Genomic DNA, 20,160 nt, shown 5'->3' on the forward strand with positions numbered 1-20,160 from the left:
TCCCTTGACATGGAACTCACGGTTCCCGGGTCTCGGATTCAGTTTCATCTTTTGCAGCAATTTTATGGAAATATCCGCAATGAGTGCGGAAATAAATTCCCGCTAAGTTAATAACAAAAGGAGTAACTCTTTTAATAAGGGATGGAAAGGCGGATAAATGGATGTTTCAGCCAAATTTCAAGTACACAAACAAAATCGTGCGCCTGCTTGCAAGGATCCAGGCTGCCAGAGAAGTCATCATAAACAGCCCTCTGATTCCGGCATGGGAAAAACAACTCCAGCGAGAAGCCCTGATAAAGCAGGCCCACCACACGACAAGCATCGAGGGAAACCCCCTTACTCTTGAGGAAGTTGAGCTTATTATCGAGGGAAAAGAGGTCCTTGCAAACGAAAAGGACAAAAAGGAAGTCAGGAATTATGTAGATGTACTGAAATATATCGATTCCTTACCTGAAAACGGACCCATAACCGAAGAGTTTCTCCTGGAAATCCACAGGCTTACGGCAAAAAATATCCTTCCTGATGATTCTGCCGGAAACTACCGGAAAGTGCGGGTCGTTGTCGGAGACCCTAAAACCGGGAAAGTCACCTACACCCCACCGGGACCTGCTGAAGTCCCTGCCCTGGCAAAAGCCCTTGTCGAGTGGCTTAACAGCGAAGATGCCCTTGACCTCATGCCCGCCGTGCAGGCAGGAGTCGCTCACCATGAACTTGCCAGAATCCACCCCTTCGTTGACGGAAACGGGAGAACCGCGAGGGCTCTTGCCACCCTGGTCCTGACAAAGAGAGGCTTTGACACAAAACGGTTTTTCGCTCTTGAAGAGCACTACAACAAAGAACGCACCTCTTATTACTCCGCCCTTTCAAGTGCGGATGCCGGGGACAGGGATTTGACCGAATGGCTCGAATATTTCCTTTTCGGCATTGCCGTGGAAATTTCCAGAGTCGAAAAAACGGTCCTGAAGCTGAGCAGCGACCGTTCTATGAAAGAGAAATTCGGACAGATAGGGTTGAGCAGCCGGCAGATAAAAGCGATTGAATATTTAAAAGAAAATGGTAAGATCACAAGCAATGAGTATCAGGAAATATGTGATGTCAGTCAGCCCACTGCAAATCGTGACATACAGGATATGCTTGACAAAAAACTCCTGAAACAAAATGGGAAAATAGGCCAGCAGGTAATTTACGCGCTCAATTTCTGATAGAAGGGTAGTTCAAAAGCTATTCAAAAGCTATTCAAAAGCTATTCAAAAGCTATTCAAAAGCTATTCAAAAGCTATTCAAAAGCTATTCAAAAGCTATTCAAAAGCTATTCAAAAGCTATTCAAAAGCTATTCAAAAGCTATTCAAGAGCGATTCAAAAGCTATTCAAAAGCTATTAATTATATATAGGATTTGAGAAACTTTTATATAAGGCATTATTTAGAGATAACTCTGTCTTCTTTTTTAATTTCATCAATCAGATAAGGACTTATCGATTTCTCAGTAAGCAAATCGACTTTTATGCCCAGGTAGTCAGAAAGCTCCAGTTCTATATTTACCAGAGTGAGCAGGCTTTTCCGTTCGGCAAACTCAACCAGGACGTCAATGTCGCTTTCTGGTATCTCTTCCCCCCCTAACGTAAGACCCAAATACAGATACTTTAGTTGACCCACCCGAATTGCGCCTCGGGAGTACGCGGTCCGTTTCACTCGCTCCGCTCGTTCAAGCGGACTAATTTATAGATCTCTCGACCCATACAACATCATTCACTGTATCATATCGTTCTTGTCACGCTCGACGCAGGAGAGCGGTCTTTCAGACAAAAAAGAGATAGAAGAAGAGAAAAGGAAAAAGACCAAAAATAAAAACCAGAAAGTAAAAGTGATATAAAAAATCGGTGCGTATAAACACAAAACAGAATTAAATACACATTAACAGCACTCATTTTCAAGTCTTGTTTTCACTTTTAGTTCTTTCTTTTGACGAGCCGCCAGACAAGCTGGCGGAGGCATCCTATTAATTGTGGATTAAAATGTGACTTTCGGGAGTAAGGGAAGTATACCTGAAACTTTAGAATGAGCAACAAAACCATCTGCAAATCGTAACTTCTTAGTGTAATGAACACATTAATTACTTTAGACTTTAATCTTTGGGTAGTTACTATAACAAGAAAATGAATAGCATGATAAAAGCGGATCTGCTCTTCATTTGCAGCCAGCAAGGCACGTTAACAGGAGCTGGAAAATTTTCTTGTTGATATGATTGCCAATGCAGGAACTGCAGAAACAAGAGATTCCATAAAGAGGGGAAATACATGAAAAAGGCCAAAAGCACCAGCATTGAAGTCCGAGGGACTGCTATATCCATCGTTTCCCAGGAAGATGCGGACTACATTTGCCTGACAGATATTGCCCGGTACAAGAACCCCGATCATACCGATGACCTCATCCGCAACTGGATCAGAAACCGAAATACTGTGGAATTCCTGGGCATGTGGGAACAGCTCAATAACCCGGATTTTAATCCCGTCGAATTCGACGGGATTAGAATGCAGGCAGGTTTGAACAGCTTTACCCTGACCCCCAAGCAGTGGATAGAAAAGACAGGAGCTGTCGGGATAATCTCCAAAACCGGACGCTATGGCGGCACTTACGCCCACAAGGATATCGCATTCGAGTTTGCTTCCTGGATATCCGTCGAATTCAAACTCTACCTCATCAAGGAGTTCCAGCGGCTTAAAGAAGAAGAAAACCGCCGCCTTTCACTTGCATGGAACCTCAACCGCACCCTTTCTAAGCTCAATTATCGCATTCATACGGATGCCATCAAGGAGCACCTCATTCCTCCAGAGATCACGCCTGCTCAGGCATCTATCACCTACGCCAACGAAGCCGATGTACTTAATGTCGCTCTTTTCGGGAAAACAGCTAAGCAGTGGCGTGACGCCAACCCCAAACTTGAAGGCAACATGCGCGACCATGCCACCGTAGAACAGTTGCTCGTGCTGGCTAACATCGAGAGCATGAATGCTGAGTTTATCCACATGGAACTGGAACAGGTAGAACGCCTCAAGCGCCTCAACCAGATAGCTATCCGCCAGATGCAGACGCTCACCACCCGTGTTGACGTCGCCCGTCTTCCCACAGGCAAAGAGGAGAAGCCATGAACTACCTTCTGCTGGAACCGACGCATAATTCTCGCTTTCTCACGCTAATGGACCAGTGCAGGTCAAAATGGCAATTCTACAGGGATAAATTGAATCAGTTACCAGTCAGCCATCAGAACTGGATTTATTGATACAATTTCCTTGAAATTTTGTTTCTGATATTATTTTCACATTCCCAGCTGTGAACATTTTAGATTCTCTTTTTATCTCTTTTTCTTTTTATGAAGGATCTCCAGACAAGCTGGCTGAAGTGTCCTATAATTGTGGATCAAAATACAGCTTCTCGAAGTAAGAGAAGTATTTCTCAAGCAAGTAGAGAATTTGAATGTCCATCTTTTGTCTTCTAGCGTCTCTTGAACGTGAATAACAATACATGGACCAGTGTTGAACTGATGTGATTTATATATTTATTATCAAACTTCAATCTAAAAAAGTACGGGGGATTATTAATAGAAAAAGATTAATACATTTGAAGATAAATTTCAAAGTAATGAGGGGAAATGGGGGTTTGAATTCTGGACATAATGCTAAAACTTCAGGATGCTGCCAGCAGCCTGCAGGATGCTGTTAAAAGCTTCAATCAGGGCCTGCTTCAAAGAAAAAATAAAGAGGAAGAGGAAAACTGCCCGCACAGGATAAAGCAGACGAAAAATCGGAAAACAATTGTCATCAACTGCAAGGAATGTGATGCCGGGTCTTCACTTAATGATTCTCACTGCAGGAAAAACATCTTCGGCATCCTCCAAAAAGAAATTCATGCCGACTGTTTTGTACTCTCAAGGCTCTATGAACGGGACTATGAAGGGAAATCCCTGGCTTTGCTTTATGCTCTGGCAGGCTTCAAGGGAACTATTGCAGCATACAGGAGCGCTGAAGTTGTTCCTGAGGCATGCGACCGGTCCGAAAAAAAGGGGTGCAGCCTTGAGAGAAAAGAGATAATTTCTGCCCTTGCCGAAACCGTGGAAACTGACCCATTAAAAGCCCGGCTGGAATTGAGAAAGATTATTCATGGAAAAATAGCTGGTAGAGTTCCGGATACAACTCCTGTCTGCCTTGCATGCTCTGAGTGTTTCTACAGCGTCCTGAATGAAATAGAAGAGAAAATGTCTGGCTTTCCTGAAGTTCCTGTCCTCAAAAAGTCCGGTTATTGTCTGGAAGCAGGCTGGTTAGAAAGTGCGGAAGAAAAGGTAAACCGTTCAGAAGAAAAGGCATGGAAAAAATTAAAGGTAACAATTGGAGGAAATGCAGGAAAGAAAACCGAAAGCCTGATAGAAGACATTTCGGGAGAAGTAACCCCTGCTTCTTTATCCGGAAAAATTCCGTTCTCATTTCCCGGCACTGGAAAGAAAAACGAGAATAAAAAACCGGAGAATAAAAGACAAGAAAACAAAAGACCAGAAAACAAAAGACCAGAAAACAAAAGACCAGAAAACAAAAGACCAGAAAACAAAAAACAAGAAAACAAAAGACCAGATGAGGATTTTTTCGACTACGAAAGCAGGATCAAATCTCACGTCAGGCCGCCTTTTTCCAGTTCAAGAATTTACACCGAAGCTCCTGAAAATACCGAATTTCTCGAATGTTATGACATAAACGGCAGGGAAGGAAGAAACCTTGAGGTCTCTATTTACCGCTACACCGACAGGCCGGAAAAGCTGTACATGATCAGGCCTCCCGAGTACAACTTGAGGCAGGAGGAACTCAGGCTGCTTGAGACCGTCAGAAAAAGGATGATCCGGCACAGGCCAAAAGATCTTGCTTTTGCAGATCCGACCGGAGCCAGGGAGTACTTCAAACGCATGGCAAAAGACCTGCTGGGCGAAGACCTGCTGGAAAGCGGGAAAGCCTGCAGTCCGGATGAACTTGAAAGCTATGCCGACCTCCTTGCAAGGTACACGAACGGGCTCGGGATCGTAGAAGACCTCCTTTCCGATGCCGGGATAACAGACGTATACATCAATGCCCCTGCCGATACGAACCCCGTGCACGTTGTGATGGATGGAGAAGAATGTACAAGCAACGTCTTTCTCTCGCAGGACGATCTTGATTCTCTTGTTTCAAGGTTCAGGACCATTAGCGGCAGACCTTTTGGGGAAGCGGTCCCGGTGCTTGAGCTTAACCTTGAGGCTTTCGGGGTAAGAGTATCCGTAATCGGAGACCCGCTAAGTGCAAACGGGCTTGCATACGCCTTCCGAAAACACTCCCTCACACCCTGGACCCTGCCGAAACTGATCAATACGGGCTCTATTTCTCCTTTTGCAGCCGGGTTTTTAAGTTTCCTTATGGACGGGCAGGCTTCGGTCCTTGTTGCCGGAGAGGTGGGAGCCGGAAAAACATCTCTCCTCTCGGCGATGCTGCTTGAAATTCCCCAGAAATACAGGATCCTTACAATCGAAGACACCCACGAACTCCCGACAGAACAGCTCCAGGACCTGGGCTGGAAGGTACAGGGGATGAGTTCCCACTCTTCGGTCCTGAAGTCCGGAGCGGAAATGAGCCCTGAAACCGCACTTCGGGCTGCCCTGAGGCTTGGGAGTTCTTCTCTGGTGCTGGGGGAGGTCAGGGGGCCCGAAGTTAAAGTGCTCTACGAAGCCATGCAGGTAGGAAATGCCGGAAATTCCGTTATAGGTACCATCCACGGCTCATCCGTTGAAAACGTATACGAGAGAGTCGTACACACCCTTGGAGTCCCTCCTGCTTCTTTCAAGGCAACCGACGCAGTAATAATATGCTCAGGCATCAGGCCAGGAGGGAGCATGAAAAAGATAAAACGGGTGAGCCGGATTGCAGAAGTGACCGGTACATCGATAGAAGACCCCGAACCTTCCGAGCTCTTTACCGACATCATGCATTATGATGCATCTCAGGACTGCCTGCTTGCAGGAAAGGTGCTTGAACAGGGACAGTCCGAACTTATAGGAAAGATTGCCAGGAAATGGGGAATTTCCATTGACAGTGCCCTGAAAAATATCGAACTCAGGACACGGATAAAAGAAAGGATTGCAGCTGAAGGGGTTCGCAGTCCATTCCTGCTTGAAGCCGAAGCCGTAAGCGAGGCAAACAATATGTTCTGGCTGCTTTCGGATTCCATCAAGACAGGTAACAGAGGATTTGAAACAGGTCCCGAATCTATCTCAGGAGCCGATCTTGAAGAGCTTTACAGGCAGTGGGAAACATGGTTTGAAAATTTTTCCCGTGTACGGGCCGGAAAAGGAAAACAACGATCAGAAGAAAAACAGCTGCTAGAAGTAAAACAACCATCAGAAGAAAAACAGCTGCCAGAAGTAAAAATAACTGTCTGAGGTCAGGAAAATGGAAGAAAGCAGCTGGTATGTAAGAGCCTGCAAAACCACAACAAAGCAGTGGGGATGGACTGTTCAGGACCCGGATGCATTCAGCAGGAAATGCGAAAAAAGCGTGAGTCCTGAGTACAGAGACGCCCTCCGGTTTACCGGTTTTGACCTTGAAGCCTTCGAGACGGTGTTATTTTCTTACGTGGGGACGTTTGTAACCTTAACTTTGCTTATCGGAATAGACCTTTTTCTTCTCCTTTCCAGAAGTTTTGAACCCAGGACTCTTTTCATTATGGGAACCCTGACCTTTATCATTCCGCTGATAGTCCTCTGCTACCTGAGCGAATATGTGAAGATAAAGGCAGGCTTTATGAAAATATCCTCCCTTGGAGATATCCCTGAAATCCTGAGCTATATCATCATGTCAATGAAGCTGGTCCCGAATCTTGAACATGCCGTGCTCTTTGCAGCCCGGAACTCCGAGAGGCCGCTTGCCAGTGACTTAAAAAAACTGACCTGGGACCTGAATTTGAGGCTCTACAGCAGCATGGATGATGCTCTTCTCTCTTTTGCCGACCTGTGGGGCAGAAACAGTGAATACTTCAAGCGTTCCCTGCACCTGATCAAAAGCTCAACTGCCGAGCCTGATGAAGCCCAGAGGGTCATTACCCTGAACCGGGCTCTCGACATCAGCCTTGAAGGCACTGAAACTCTGATGGAATCCTTTGCGGCAAAGCTGAAGACCCCAAGTTACGTGCTCTACTCAATCTTCATCCTGATCCCTCTTGCCCTGGTAGCTCTCCTGCCTGCGGTCACGGTTGTAGGGATGAAACCCGAGATTACGGACCTTGTCCTCCTCTATGACCTTGTTTTTCCTGTCCTTGCAGCAGTCTACTCAGAATATATCCTGATGCAGAGGCCCGTTGCCTTTATTCCCAGGCATATCCCGGATTCCCATCCCGACCTTGCAGACATAAAGCAGAAAAAGAGGTTTGCTATACTCTCCGGAGCCCTGGTCTGCGCCCTGACAGCTCCTCTGGGATATCTTCTTCTAGCTTCGGGAAACCCGGGAGGAATAGTGTCTACAACTCCTCTTGGGGGTTATCTTCTTCCAGCCCTTCCTTTAGTTGTGGGAGGCACTGCAGGGGTCTCAATTTACCTGTATTTTTCATCTATTCCGTACAAGAAGATAAGAGACAGGATAAAGCAGATGGAGCAGGAATTTGCAGATTCCCTTTTTGTGCTTGGCAGAAGGATTTCGGAAGGAAAAGCCCCTGAAGAAGCCTTTGCCCACACTGCCAGGACCATGGAAGGCTCAAAAATAGGGGAAGCCTTTGAGGAGATTTCCATGAACCTGCTCAGCATGAGGACGAACCTCAAAGACGCTGTTTTTGACGAAGAATTCGGGGCTTTCAGGCACGTGTATTCGGAAAGAATCCGAAACACCATGCTCCTCTTTACTGAAAGCGTCCACAAAAACCATGAGGCTGCAGGAGCTTCAATTGTTAAGCTTGCAGACCACTTAAAAGAGCTCAGTGCAGTTGAAGAGCGCATCAGGCGTTCCCTCTACGATGTTACTTCAACAATGCGTTCAACTGCTGCAATCTTTGCCCCTCTTATTGCAGGAATTACCCTTGCCCTTTCCGAAGTCATTACAAAAATCCTGAACCAGGTCGCAGAAAGAGTCAGCAGGGTACCCGCAGACCTGTCCGGAATGCCTGTGGAAATCAGTCCCGAAACCTTTTCCCAGTCAATTCCTCCGGACCAGTTCCTGCTCGCAATAGGGGTTTACGTTGTCCTTATAAGTGCCATCCTCACACGCTTTGCAGGAGCCATAGAATACGGAGGAGACCGGATGCAGCTGAAGTACGACCTCTCCTGCATGCTCCCGATTACGGTAATTATTTTTGCAGTCTCAGCTGCTGCTTCAAGGATTATTTTCAGCGGGATGGTATGAGATTGAATAATTGCTGGAAAATGACTGAAAAAGAGCTGGAAGAGTCAGTAAGCAGCTGAAAAGATAAAAATAAGGTAATTATTCAGCCACTGATAAAAAAAGTATTTTTTTCAGCAAAATGCTGCAATTCTCATGATAATAGCGGCGCTCCATTGAGCGCCGCTAGAATAGCATCCATGACATTCAGGTAATTCATTGAGAAAATCGTATGAAACTTTGAAAATATAAAAATCCAGAAAACATTTAAAATTTATTAACGTATTAAGAGCATGAACAATGGTTTTTCAAGTTCTGGTTCTAGTACAAGTCATGCTACCCAAATACTACCTGGAGAATTAATTATTGCAATATTCTTAATTCTCTTAAATAGTAATTTTCTTTATTTTCTATTATTTCTATTATAGCAAAAAGAAAAAATGACATTGTTTCCAATTGGACATTTGACCTAAAAAGATCAAAAAATAAGATGAAGGGACTCAGGTCTCTTCATCCGTTGTTTTTCTGCATTGGACTTCAGTATTCAGCCTTTTTTTACCTTCGTCTATACAGGAATACTGCAAGAAGACCGGCTAATCCGTAAAGCATTTCAAAGCCCGGCGCGCTCGCACTTTCTTTCGGGTCAGTTTCCTGTTCGGCTTCAGGTCCTTTACTTCCCGCATCAGTTTCATTAACCATTCTGGTCTCCGATTCAAGCTTTACTCCGGTTTCAGATTCTCCCAAAGTGCTTTTTGCCTTCCCTGTAATAGCAAAGGAAGAGAATTCCGGGGTTTCGGCTGTGAAATACAGGTATTTATCATCTTCTTTCAACAGGGAAACTGGCAGTTGCCCCCATTTGTCCTCGCTGTAACTGTTAAGGGTAATGGAGGATTGGTCAACCTTTTTATCCTGTATCCAGTCCTTTTCAACCTTGAAACAGACTGCAGGGTTTTCGATGTTCTTTGAGCTTGCAACCCCTCCGTTTCCAACCCAGACGTTAAAGGACTTATAGACCTCTCCAGAGGGTAATTCGGAAACCAGAGAGGATTTTTCTTTCAGCATCTCGGTAACGGTTGTGGTTTTGCCCAGAGTCCTCTTTGCGTCAAAGCTTACATATACAACACAGGTTGCGTTTTTTGTGAAATCAAACTTTACCTCTTTGCCGTTTGTAATGAATGTCTGGGAAAGTTCCTTTACCTCAACGTTTTTTGCAGGTTCTGGAGAACCGCCTCCACCACCGCTGCTGCTTCCGCTACTACTGTGGCTGCTCCCTCCACTGGAACTGGTAACGGCTGGATCTGTAACGACTATATAATCTGGTTTTGTTACTGTACTTTTACCTGCAGCATTTTCCACATTCAGACTGATTGCGTAAGTCCCTGGCTTCGTAAAAGTGTGTGTTGCATTCATGGCGTGTTTTGAATTGATACCATCACCGAAATCCCAGAACCAGGAAGTCGGTGCTTCTACAGTGCCGGTATCAGTGAATAAAACAACCAGAGGTGCTGCACCTGATGTTACATTAGCAGAAAAATCTGCCACCTGGGCTTCAGGGTCTGTGACCGTGATATAATTATATTTTGTTATGATAGACTTGCCGCCGCGGTTATCCATATATAATGATACAGTGTACTTACCGGGCTTTTCGTACACATGCGTTGCATATGGTGTTGCAGAGTCGTTAGCGTCCACCATATAAGTTTGAATGACCCCGTCACCAAAATCCCACTCGCGCCAGATCGGATAATTTGGAAGTTCAGCATCCAGGTCGTCGACGAATGTCACTGTTAGCGGGACCTTTCCAGAAGTTACGTCGGACGAGAAGTATGCAGGAGTTGCAGCTTCGTCCATTATTCCCATAAGTACGTAACCATACTTACTTATGGAGTCACTTCCAGCTGCATTTTTCACGGTTAAATTTACAGTATACCCACCTATTTTTCCATATGCATGAGTGGGATTCTTCTCTGTTGAGGTATTTCCATCTCCGAAATCCCAGAGCCAGGAGCTTGGCGAGCCTGTACTATTGTCAAAGAATGAAATAACTTCATTTTCGAAAATTCCCTGATCATTAATTCCACTCAATACTTTTTCGGCTTCAGGAGAATAAAAATCTGCAACAGGTTTTTCAGCAGACGAAGTTGCTGTAACTGTAATATAGCCGGGTTTGCTTACCGAATTGCTTCCAGCGGCATTGGTCACCGTTAAAGTAACGTTATATGTTCCCGTTTTCGTGAACGTGTGTGTAGCCGTTTGGGCATGCTTTGAGGTTATCCCGTCCCCGAAGTCCCAGAGCCAGGATGTTGGAGTTTCTCCAGTGCCAGTATAAGTGAATAACACAACCAGAGGTACAGTTCCGGAAGTTACATTGGCTGTGAAGTCGAAAGCAGGTAATACTGGGTTATACTTAGCTGTGAGAGGGAGATAGTCATAGTTCTTTTCAGATATTGCATAAGCTGAATCTGCAATACCATCTCCATTTGCATCAATAGCAGTCTGAGAGAACCCGGTTCCATCCGGCTTTGCCCAATAATTACCTCCAATATATGATCCACCAATTATGTTTGTACCTTCAGTGAGTGAGCTGTTCCAAAGATATGTATTTTCAAAGTCTCCAAACTTTACATTCACTGTATTGTTGAAATAATTATTATAGGCCCCTTTAGCTTCTAAAGACCCAAGCACTTTAAGCCCACAGTCTGAGCAGTACATTATTTTATTTCCAATTAAATTTGCACCACCGGATTCTCCGGCTACTACTCCTACACCACAATTTGTGATTTCGTTGTTTTCGAGATCATAAGATAAGCCAGAAACATGTATTCCGACATCACAGTTGTTTATTTTGTTACCACTAATAGGCGGTACATATCTTTCATCATAAACGTAAATTCCTGCAGGGCAATTTAAAATTTCATTATTTGTTATTTCATTGTAATCCCCACAACATGATACGTCTATACCAGTACCACCAGTGATTTTGTTTCCAGAGATAATAATACCGGAACTCTCAGATCCTACGCCAATACCACCATTTTCAATAACGTTGTTTGTTATCTGGCTCATATTGTTTAGATAATACTCATTATTACCTAACAATGCGTTATTAACGTAAACACTACCATTTATATCAAAGCCGGTTAGTGTTATACCAACATTGCTTAGAATGATAGTTGCCTTTGTGACGTCTGCTGGTTCAATAAACACGTTACTTGTTTCGGGTTTAATTGTTAGCCTTGCTTTTGAAACGTTTATGTTTTCAACATAAGTTCCAGGTTTTATTAGTAATACATCTCCAGCTTCTGCACCATCTACAGCTTCCTGTATTGTAGAACTTGATCCACTTCCGTTGCCCACTATAATATCTCTTGCCGATACTGTAGATGGTACTCCCATCAGAAATATCAAAGTAAAAACTATAAATAGAGTTTTACTCTTCACTTTATTCACCCCACATAGCCACTATCTTTCAAAGATAGTGCAGTACATTCCGTATAATCTGATACAGTCTACCCACTTAATTAGATAACTTAATATATATAATACCACATTTCTTTAAATGTGAATTATATTTATGATTAAATACACATCCTATAAATAACCAGACTATGTACTCAATAATAATTCAGGAAGTAAAATTCCTTCTGACTTTTGCTACTTACCAACTTTGATTAAAAACTGAAGTAAACGAAAAAGAGAAAGAAATAAACGAAAAAGAGAAAGAAATTTAGAACAGAAAAAATTAAGAAAACATGAGATTAACAGAGAAGAAAGCACATGAAGTGCAGCTCAGACTATCTCTGCTACCTTCTTTTTAGACGCTTCAAACGCTTCTTTTGCCCTTGACTCGGTGAGCCCGGCTCCCATTGCAATTTTCAGGGCGGTTTCATCGGTGATCAGGTTCTCGGGGGCATGTGTATCGGTGTTCAACACAAGAGTTGCACCGATTTCGAGGGCAAGCCTTGCAACATGACCATTTGTCCTGTTGTGCCCGTTCCTTGCAGTAATTTCAAGGAAGATATTATTCTCTGCCGCAGTCTGGACATCTTCCTGAGAGATCAGGCCGGGATGAGCCAGGATATCTACATACTCGCAGGCAACAGACGCTGCATTTGTCCCGGGGGCGACAGGCTCGGATATGGTTTCTCCGTGCACGACCACGATTTCCGCGCCCAGCTCTTTTGCTTTCTTTGCCAGGGGAGCAATCTTTCTTGGAGGAACGTGCGTCAGCTCGACTCCGGGCAGGACGCGAATATCCCATTCATTTTCCAGGTATTTTGCTTTCTTTGCAGCATCAAGAAGCTGTTCAAGGTTTGTATAGTCTGCGTGGTCTGTGAGTGCAATAGCCTCGTAGCCGTGAATAACAGCCCGCCTGACGAGTTCGCTGGGGAGCAGTTCCCCGTCGCTGAAAATTGTGTGAGTATGAAGATCAATCAACCGGATCACCGTGTTTGAAACTCGTTTTATATTTTACTGCTTGACTATTTTCATTGCTGAATGATATAGTTCACTTTATGAACTGAACTCCCTGATAAAATTACTCCGATTTTTCAGGACTTTCAGGATTTTCAGGATTTCCAGAGTTTTCAGGATTTTCAGCCTTTCCAAGCCTTTCTGCAACTTCTGCAAACGCAAAATTCGGCTTGACATCTGTTATACTGATCCTGACCTTTTCTCCTACCTCGACTCCCTTTACGAAGACAACGAACCCTTCAATAAGCACTGCTCCATCCCCGCTTGAGCCGAGCTTCTCGATATCCACAACGAAATTGTCTCCTTTCCTTAGAGGAGCTGTAAGGAATTTCTTTCCGACGACGTAGATCTCCGCACTCTGCGATCTGGACGCTTGCGGGGAATAAGCCTTGACGTGGACAAAATTATCCCTGACTTTGTCCATATAATCTTTGAACATGTCTCCCTGAAAGACCTTTACCACAAAGTTTCCTTTTGGTTTGAGGATCTTCTTTGCACACTCAAGTGCCGAGGTTGAAAGCTCAATTGACCGCGCATGGTCATAAGACCAGTTTCCTGACAGGTTGGGGGCTGCATCACAGAGCACCACATCCGCACCTTTTTCCCCGACGATCTTGATAATTTTTTTTATTGTCGAGTCTGCGTTTATGTCGCCCATGATGGTCTCGACTCCTTCAATCGGAGTGATCCTCTGCAGATCCACACCCAGAACCTTCCCTCCGGAAAGCTCTTTTGCAACCTGAAGCCACCCGCCCGGAGCTGCACCTAAATCAACAACTGAGTCTCCCCGATTGATAATTTTATGTTTCTCATTAATCTGTTTGAGCTTGTAGGAAGCCCTGGACCGATACCCATCCTCTTTTGCCTGATGATAATAATAATCTCTTCTATCTCTTGCCATTGCTTACCTTCCCGCACTGAAAGCTCATATAGCTTGCGCAAAAGTCGTTTTGTCAATTATTCACTAAATCTCTTGTCAATAATCCCTGAATCTTTATATCCCAACATCAGGTTCTTATTTTTACTTTCGTCTTTACTGAACAAAATTACAGAGAAAATTAAGACGACAACTGCTACCCATACCGCTTTAGCTCCAATAACTGATGTAAGCAACCCTCCCAAAATGGCTCCTGCCAGAAACGAAAGATTAATCGTAGAGAACCGGACTGCTTGCAAAGCCGATTCACTGTCTTTTTTTGTGACAGCAGTACAAACATCCTGCGTAGCTGACCGTAAATTTCCGGTAATCATAGTTGTGTTATACGCGGAACCGGCAAGTTTGCGGAACGAAGATACCTGGACCGCTGAGACAAATGAAATTGCAACAGTCACAATGATGTTCGGGCTTGTATAGGGTATAAAACCTATGATGAAAAGAACTGCAATTTCAAGAATTAAAACTGCCCTTTCGGCATCCTGTACGAACAGGCGCATTGAAGGCTTTTTAATTATCTCGGCAATTATTACTCCGAAAACGAATGCCAGAATAGGAACTGCGTGGAGCACTGCCTGCCCCCATTCTCCTGTTGCAGCTTCTATGCCCATAAGCACGACGTTTCCGGTCTGGGCATTGGCGAAAACACCGCCTCTCCCTACGAATGTATAAGCATCAAGGAATCCTCCCACTATTGCAAGGAGTATCCCAAGCTCCACAGATTCTGGGGTAAAATTACGTAAACGCATTTTTCTTTCATAATTTAGCATTTTCATTTTTATCATTCTGAATTCAAAAACCCTGTCGAATACCTCCCTAAAAATCAGATTAATATACTCCTATATTATAAAAAGATGTCTAATGAATTATTTTTCAATGAGGAAAGGTTTCCTGTGATGCAATTACAGCAGATGGAATTTTTGCGTAGACCGCAGCTTTGCAGGAAAAATGTAAGTATACGCAAGCTAAATGCGAGCATGTGCGAGTATACGCAAGTATAATGAATTCGAAAACAGAGTCAAAAAAACACATGAAATTTATGATTACTGTAGAATCTAGGCTGACTTGAAAAATGTGGAAAATTGTCTTAACCCAGGGCAAATAGTTATCTTTATGGTCGAGCTAAATAGCATAATTAAAATTAGAATGAGAGAAGAACAAAAGTTACTTAAAATCGAAAAGATTTAGTAAATAATTATTTTCGCTTCAGCTTGCTTAAATAGGTCAGGCTTTTCTGTGTGAGCTGGAATAACATATTCAGGTTTTATTTCATTTATCATTTCTATAATTTCCCGACCAGATGCATGACCTGAGCATGTGCTGAATATTTTATGATTTCATAGCGATCCAGCCAGTTTTGCTTTCTTCCCTCGTCCAGTTCCATTTCTTCACAAAAAGGTTCACATGAGGACTTTATCCAAATATCATTTTGTGGTTGAATGTCTACAAGCATCAGCAGGTACAATCACGAAGAACGAATTAAAAACTAATAAAAGGGCGAAGCAAGCAATAAATAATATTCCATAACTTGATTTTTTCATTATAAATTCCATCCATACTGATATTATTGGTTGACTTAATTAATTTGGCTCTTCGCTGTTTCGAGTGGGTAACATTCTTTCATCTCCTGAATGTTAAAGTAACATATCTAAAATTTAAAAACATTTGCTGTTAAAAATCACATTCAAGCTTGATGTTTCTCTTTTTGGCCTTGCTACTTTTTAACTAGGCAATTATTTTCAACCCATACAAAACAGCGAAGAGCCATTAATTTCTTAGTTTACAATTTCTTCCATTTTAGTTTCAGCCTAAATTTTAGTTGTCCTCTATAATAAAAGTTCCAGAACCATTTATCATAGTCTGAAACTCGACAGATTTTTGGATAAAAGTTGTCCCTCACTATTTGGAAATAAGTATTGAGGACTTCGTGCTTAAAATTCTCAATACTTATTTCACAACTCGACATTTTACATCCTATAGTGCTACATTTTATAGTGCATTTTTAAGTTATTTCATTATGTCATTTCATAGGTACGATGGACATTTCCAAATTGATCACATGTTGAGTAAACTTTGATATATTTATCGTAAATAACTAAACCGGCACCAGAGACTTCAAATCCCCTATGGAAATGTCCACTGCCATAAATTTCAGATTTATGAGTGACAGTATTATCACTCGCTCCTTCTTGCCAGTTACTCACCTGAAAAATAGTTGGAGTACCTAATGTGTACCATGCATCTATATAATGAGCTTCCGCAATAGCAGGGGATATACTATACCCATAATATCCTTTTGAATAGATGGTAAACAGTCTCCCTCCCATAATGTTATAGAAACTCTGTGATGCTGTTATCGTATCAGTATAATCAAGACCAGCAGTTCTTGTTATAGTACTTTGAGTTATCAATTTATTATTTGGTTCTTCCTTCATGCTAGTAACAAAAAAGAAATTTTCATTGGTGAAAGTAATATCTGATCCATCTTTTAGTTAATATGTTCTTAAATTACTTTTATCTGAAGCAGTATTGTTCTTCAGTATTGAAACTTTGTCTTTGTTTGCTTCGCAATAATTCAAAACTACATCGTCTGTTGGCAAGCTTTTTGTATTAGAATTCAATGCATCAATTAGACCTTGTTCCCATTCAGAAGGCTTTTCACTTGCTGTTAATTCTTCCTGTGCACTTGCGGCTGGTATCAGTGCCATACCAACCAGCATTGTCAAAAGAAGTATTCCTATTGTAATTCTTAGGGCATGTTTTATGGAGTTCGGGTGGTATCGGGAAACGACTTCCAAACTCCAAAAATTATTACAAATACATTCTATATAAACCACAAACTATTTCGCCAGATCATCAAACTATCCATTTTTCATACTTTTTTTTCGGGTAATTAATTATGTAAGAATCTTTGATTGTTTGATGATTTGGCCAAAAGTATTTTTATTTGAGTACATGCCCCAACTCAGATACAAAGAGAGACATAAAAAAGAAAGTATGAAATTTTAAAGTGAGGTTAGATTATATGTAAATAAGCAAATACCAAATTTAAATGGATATATTCTCTAATCGAATATTCGGTAATAAGCTCAAAAAAGAAAATAAAGTGATATTACTTCTTTGTGTTTTCTATATATGTATTGCATATTTTTCTCTGAAGCAACTGGTATATGCGCCTTTTTAGCTACAAATTTTGCGAAGAGGCCCTTGTGAACGCTTGCCTCCTTATTATTAGAACTTTTCATACATTAAATAGAACTCTTCTTATATTGTGGAGGAATTTCTTAAGGTACTTAATGGCTACTCTTGAGATTTCTGATGCTTCACAATAGATATCTTCTGCAGCTCAAAACTGATCTAAGGATTTCTTCCCCGCTTATCTTTTCCATCTTAATATCAGCAGGCTTTTCGATAATCTCAAGGTTCAGAGGGAGGCGCTTCTGGGCATCCTTTATCAGCTGGGCATCTCCGCTCATGATAACGCAGTCTATTCCGGGATTTTCTTCAAGGACTTTTCTAAGGGTTTCAAAGACTTTGTCCATATGGTGGGTAATATCCTCTTCCCTGAGGCGTTCGAAACGACGCTGGGAAAAGCCTCCCTTGCTGTGCTTTTCCTTGACGCTGCTCTTGATATATTCTTCCGTATCGAAGACCCTGGCATCAGGGGCAAAGCCTATGAAAGACTCGCCTGCATGCAGGACAAGAACGAGCATGCGGTAATCGGTGTTCAGGCTTTCCTCAAGGGGAGCGATCTCAAAACTGTCCTTAAGTTGCCAGGCAGAAGAGGGGACAGGGACAGGAGGGACTATGGCTTCGGAAATCATGCGGTGCAGGTCGTAGAAAAAGACCATGCCCGTCTCAGGATCAAGCCTATCAAGGAGGGAACGGGTTTCCTCTTCGACCAGGCCAAGGGTTTTTTCGTGAAGTACAGCTGAAAGGCGAGTTCCAGGGGGCAGATAAACGGTTAAAAGGTCATTTGCAGGAGAGTGAAGGGACTTGAGTTTGGAAAGGTAAGCCTTAACAGCCGACTGGCTCAGGGTTTCAACTCCGCGAAACTCCAGCTTGCCCTGGGACTCATCCCTGATTGTTTCAAGTTCGTGGGAAAGGGTATAGGTCCGGACAAGCTCCTGGTTTAAACGAGATTCAGCTTCCTGCCTGTCAGCAACTGCCTGCCTTGCAAGGGCTTCTTTCTTTTCGAGCTGGTTTTTCGCACTCTGAAGGCCAAGTTCGAGTTCAACTATCCTGGAGTTAAGCCTGTCAACCTCAAGCTCCAGACGGTCTTTTCCGGAGATTTTTCCTAGAATGGTGCCTAACCCTTTTTTTCCATCTGCGGTAACTTCTCTTTTTGCAGCTTTTTTATCGGTCATCTGCCTTCCTGCCCTTTCTCATAATATCTAATCCCATCCAGGAAACTCCCAAAAGTAACTGGACTGTATAATATTAGTAATACCTTATTAATTATGCGAATCACAGTACCGGTGCTATAAGCCAGTTACAGACCAGCGGGGACGGTATTGAAGATATTATATAATTAATACGGCATTTATTACCCAGGACAACTATTAAACTACCAGCTATGCCTGATAATAGAAGTTATATTTCATATAATTAATACGGGATTTACGGCACAGGACAACTATTAAACTATCAGCTATATCTGATAATAGAAGCTATATTTCCTGTAATACTTACTAATAAAATGGAGCCTCTATCTGATTTAACCGTCCCTTATATTTCGAAAGTTTTAAGAATATCATATTTAATGTCACTTTGATTTTCAGGATTTTTTCCAAATAAGGGAGATAATTTCCATACTTAATTCTTATAGATTACTTCGGTGCCTGAATGAAAAAACCATTGAAAAAGTCTCAAACGCAGGAGGATCAAATGAATCCTGACCAGAAAAATCCACACGTTTCCGGACTGGAACCTGAGAATTCAGGTCAAAATGAACCGGATGGAGTAAAGTTAAAGGATTGGATGGACAGGAAAAATCCTGCCCGGCCCAAGGCTGAGAAAATCCACCCTACCCTCTGGATCCAGGGACAGAAGAGTTCTTCCCTTGCCGGGAAAACTATTGCCCTTGGTGTTACAGGGAGTATAGGAGCGGTCAGGGTAGTTGAACTTGCAAGGGAACTTATCCGGAACGGAGCAGAAGTCCATGCAGTCATGACCGAGGCTGCAAAGCATATCCTGCACCCTGACGCCCTGCACTACGCTACCGGAAACCCTGTAATTACGGAACTCGGAGGCAGGGTGGAGCATGTGGAATTTTGCGGGTTTAAGGGCAGGGCAGACCTCCTCCTGATAGCGCCGGCAACAGCAAATACCATAGGGAAAATCGCGTACGGAATAGACGATACCACAGTTACCTCTTTTGCAACAACCGCTCTTGGCTCTGGCATTCCTGTTATGGTTGTCCCTGCAATGCATGAGTCCATGTACAGGCACCCGGCTGTGATTGAAAATGTAGTGAAATTGAAAAGCTGGGGGATCTCCATGGTGGGCCCTAAGTTCGAAGAAGGCGTTGCAAAAATAGCCTCAAACGAAGAAATAGTGCTCGAGGTGGAAAGGGCGCTTGGGAACCGGGGCCTTGAAAACCGGAAAGTGCTTATAACAGGCGGTTCCACTGCTGAAAGCCTTGACCCTATCCGCATCCTCACGAATCGGGCCTCCGGAAAGACGGGCAGGGAACTTGCCCTTGAAGCTTACCGCAGCGGAGCTGATGTAACCCTTGTGCACAGGGACAGGCTCGGGCTTGCAGGGATCAGGGAAGTCTTTGCCGAAAGCGCCGCGGAAATGACCGAAGCCGTGCTCTCGGAACTGGAAAATGGATATGATGTCCTGATAAGTTCTGCAGCAATTGCAGATTATACAGCCGAACCTTCTCCGGAGAAGATCAAATCAGGAGGAGATTTTGTGCTCAAACTGAAACCCACTCGAAAACTGATAAAGGAATGCAGGGAAAAACACCCTGAACTCGTGATCATAGGCTTTAAAGCCGAAACAGGAGTCGGGAAAGAAGAGCTCCTTAAAAGAGCAGCTGTAACCCTTGAAGGGACAAAACTCGATATGATTGCAGCAAACGATGTAGGAAAAGGTGGAATGGGTACTGAAGAAAATGAACTTTACCTGCTTGGGAAAGGAGAGCCCAGGCATGTTAGCGGAAACAAGCGCAAACTTGCAGCCTGTATCCTTGAGGAGGTAACCGGAATTTTAAACTCACGACAGGTCCTCTGAGAACCTGATCGATTTCTGGAAATTAAAACCAACTAACGGAGCTGGTACAGTACCTGATCTGCTTTATCGGCTGACTCTACAAATCATCCTGCACAAGATTCTACAAAACAGAAATGAACTTTGAAAAATAGCTTAAACA

The 20,160-nt window shown here is 43.1% G+C and carries 14 protein-coding genes; 5 read left to right on the forward strand and 9 right to left on the reverse strand.

Annotated elements, in window-relative coordinates; translation table 11 throughout:
• The first annotated feature begins 161 nt into the window (after positions 1 to 161).
• A complete protein-coding gene (locus EO98_RS09205) occupies positions 162 to 1,202 on the forward strand; it encodes a Fic family protein (RefSeq protein WP_048131385.1) in 1,041 nt (346 codons plus the stop codon).
• A gap of 216 nt (positions 1,203 to 1,418) precedes the next feature.
• Here the strand turns inward: EO98_RS09205 and EO98_RS09210 are convergent, their stop codons facing one another.
• Positions 1,419 to 1,691 carry a nucleotidyltransferase family protein gene (locus EO98_RS09210; RefSeq protein ID WP_235283657.1) on the reverse strand — a complete coding sequence of 91 codons (273 nt, stop codon included), beginning with the start codon at positions 1,689 to 1,691 and terminating at the stop codon, positions 1,419 to 1,421.
• Positions 1,692 to 2,296: 605 nt separating this feature from the next.
• Here EO98_RS09210 and EO98_RS09215 point away from each other — a divergent pair.
• From EO98_RS09215 to EO98_RS09225, 3 genes are all read left to right on the forward strand, one after another.
• Complete coding sequence (locus EO98_RS09215; RefSeq protein WP_048141309.1) at positions 2,297 to 3,148, forward strand: KilA-N domain-containing protein; 852 nt, start codon at positions 2,297 to 2,299, stop codon at positions 3,146 to 3,148.
• A gap of 524 nt (positions 3,149 to 3,672) precedes the next feature.
• On the forward strand, positions 3,673 to 6,450 hold the full coding sequence (locus EO98_RS09220) for a type II/IV secretion system ATPase subunit (RefSeq protein ID WP_048141311.1): 2,778 nt from the start codon (positions 3,673 to 3,675) through the stop codon (positions 6,448 to 6,450).
• Positions 6,451 to 6,460: 10 nt separating this feature from the next.
• The gene (locus EO98_RS09225) at positions 6,461 to 8,398 is read left to right on the forward strand and encodes a hypothetical protein (RefSeq protein ID WP_048141313.1); all 1,938 of its coding nucleotides are present in this window, start codon (positions 6,461 to 6,463) and stop codon (positions 8,396 to 8,398) included.
• A 531-nt stretch (positions 8,399 to 8,929) separates the two neighbouring features.
• Here the strand turns inward: EO98_RS09225 and EO98_RS17875 are convergent.
• The 8 genes from EO98_RS17875 to EO98_RS09255 all read right to left on the reverse strand — a co-directional run bounded on the left by EO98_RS17875 (position 8,930) and on the right by EO98_RS09255 (position 18,148).
• Positions 8,930 to 11,815: a PGF-pre-PGF domain-containing protein gene (locus EO98_RS17875; protein WP_082098543.1), complete on the reverse strand. Its 2,886-nt coding sequence runs from the start codon at positions 11,813 to 11,815 to the stop codon at positions 8,930 to 8,932.
• 348 nt (positions 11,816 to 12,163) lie between these two features.
• Positions 12,164 to 12,811, reverse strand: a complete 648-nt coding sequence (locus tag EO98_RS09235; RefSeq protein WP_048141318.1) for a histidinol phosphate phosphatase domain-containing protein — start codon at positions 12,809 to 12,811, stop codon at positions 12,164 to 12,166.
• Between the two features lie 100 nt (positions 12,812 to 12,911).
• Entirely contained in the window at positions 12,912 to 13,748 is an 837-nt protein-coding gene (locus tag EO98_RS09240; protein WP_048141320.1) for a 23S rRNA (uridine(2552)-2'-O)-methyltransferase, read from the reverse strand.
• 56 nt (positions 13,749 to 13,804) lie between these two features.
• Positions 13,805 to 14,530 (reverse strand): YoaK family protein, encoded by a 726-nt coding sequence (locus EO98_RS09245; protein WP_235283983.1) that lies wholly within the window; start codon positions 14,528 to 14,530, stop codon positions 13,805 to 13,807.
• A 435-nt stretch (positions 14,531 to 14,965) separates the two neighbouring features.
• Positions 14,966 to 15,109, reverse strand: coding sequence for an MBL fold metallo-hydrolase RNA specificity domain-containing protein (locus EO98_RS19575; protein WP_156161087.1), 144 nt, complete (start codon positions 15,107 to 15,109; stop codon positions 14,966 to 14,968).
• A 687-nt stretch (positions 15,110 to 15,796) separates the two neighbouring features.
• Positions 15,797 to 16,216, reverse strand: coding sequence for a hypothetical protein (locus tag EO98_RS19160; RefSeq protein WP_235283659.1), 420 nt, complete (start codon positions 16,214 to 16,216; stop codon positions 15,797 to 15,799).
• Positions 16,217 to 16,273: 57 nt separating this feature from the next.
• Positions 16,274 to 16,579 carry a hypothetical protein gene (locus EO98_RS19165; protein ID WP_235284784.1) on the reverse strand — a complete coding sequence of 102 codons (306 nt, stop codon included), beginning with the start codon at positions 16,577 to 16,579 and terminating at the stop codon, positions 16,274 to 16,276.
• 525 nt (positions 16,580 to 17,104) lie between these two features.
• Positions 17,105 to 18,148: a Vms1/Ankzf1 family peptidyl-tRNA hydrolase gene (locus EO98_RS09255; protein WP_048141322.1), complete on the reverse strand. Its 1,044-nt coding sequence runs from the start codon at positions 18,146 to 18,148 to the stop codon at positions 17,105 to 17,107.
• A 613-nt stretch (positions 18,149 to 18,761) separates the two neighbouring features.
• Between EO98_RS09255 and coaBC the strand changes: the two genes are divergently transcribed.
• Complete coding sequence (gene coaBC, locus EO98_RS09260; protein WP_048141375.1) at positions 18,762 to 20,021, forward strand: bifunctional phosphopantothenoylcysteine decarboxylase/phosphopantothenate--cysteine ligase CoaBC; 1,260 nt, start codon at positions 18,762 to 18,764, stop codon at positions 20,019 to 20,021.
• Positions 20,022 to 20,160 lie beyond the last annotated feature (139 nt).

This window comes from Methanosarcina sp. 2.H.T.1A.6 (genome assembly GCF_000979455.1).
GTDB lineage: Archaea > Halobacteriota > Methanosarcinia > Methanosarcinales > Methanosarcinaceae > Methanosarcina.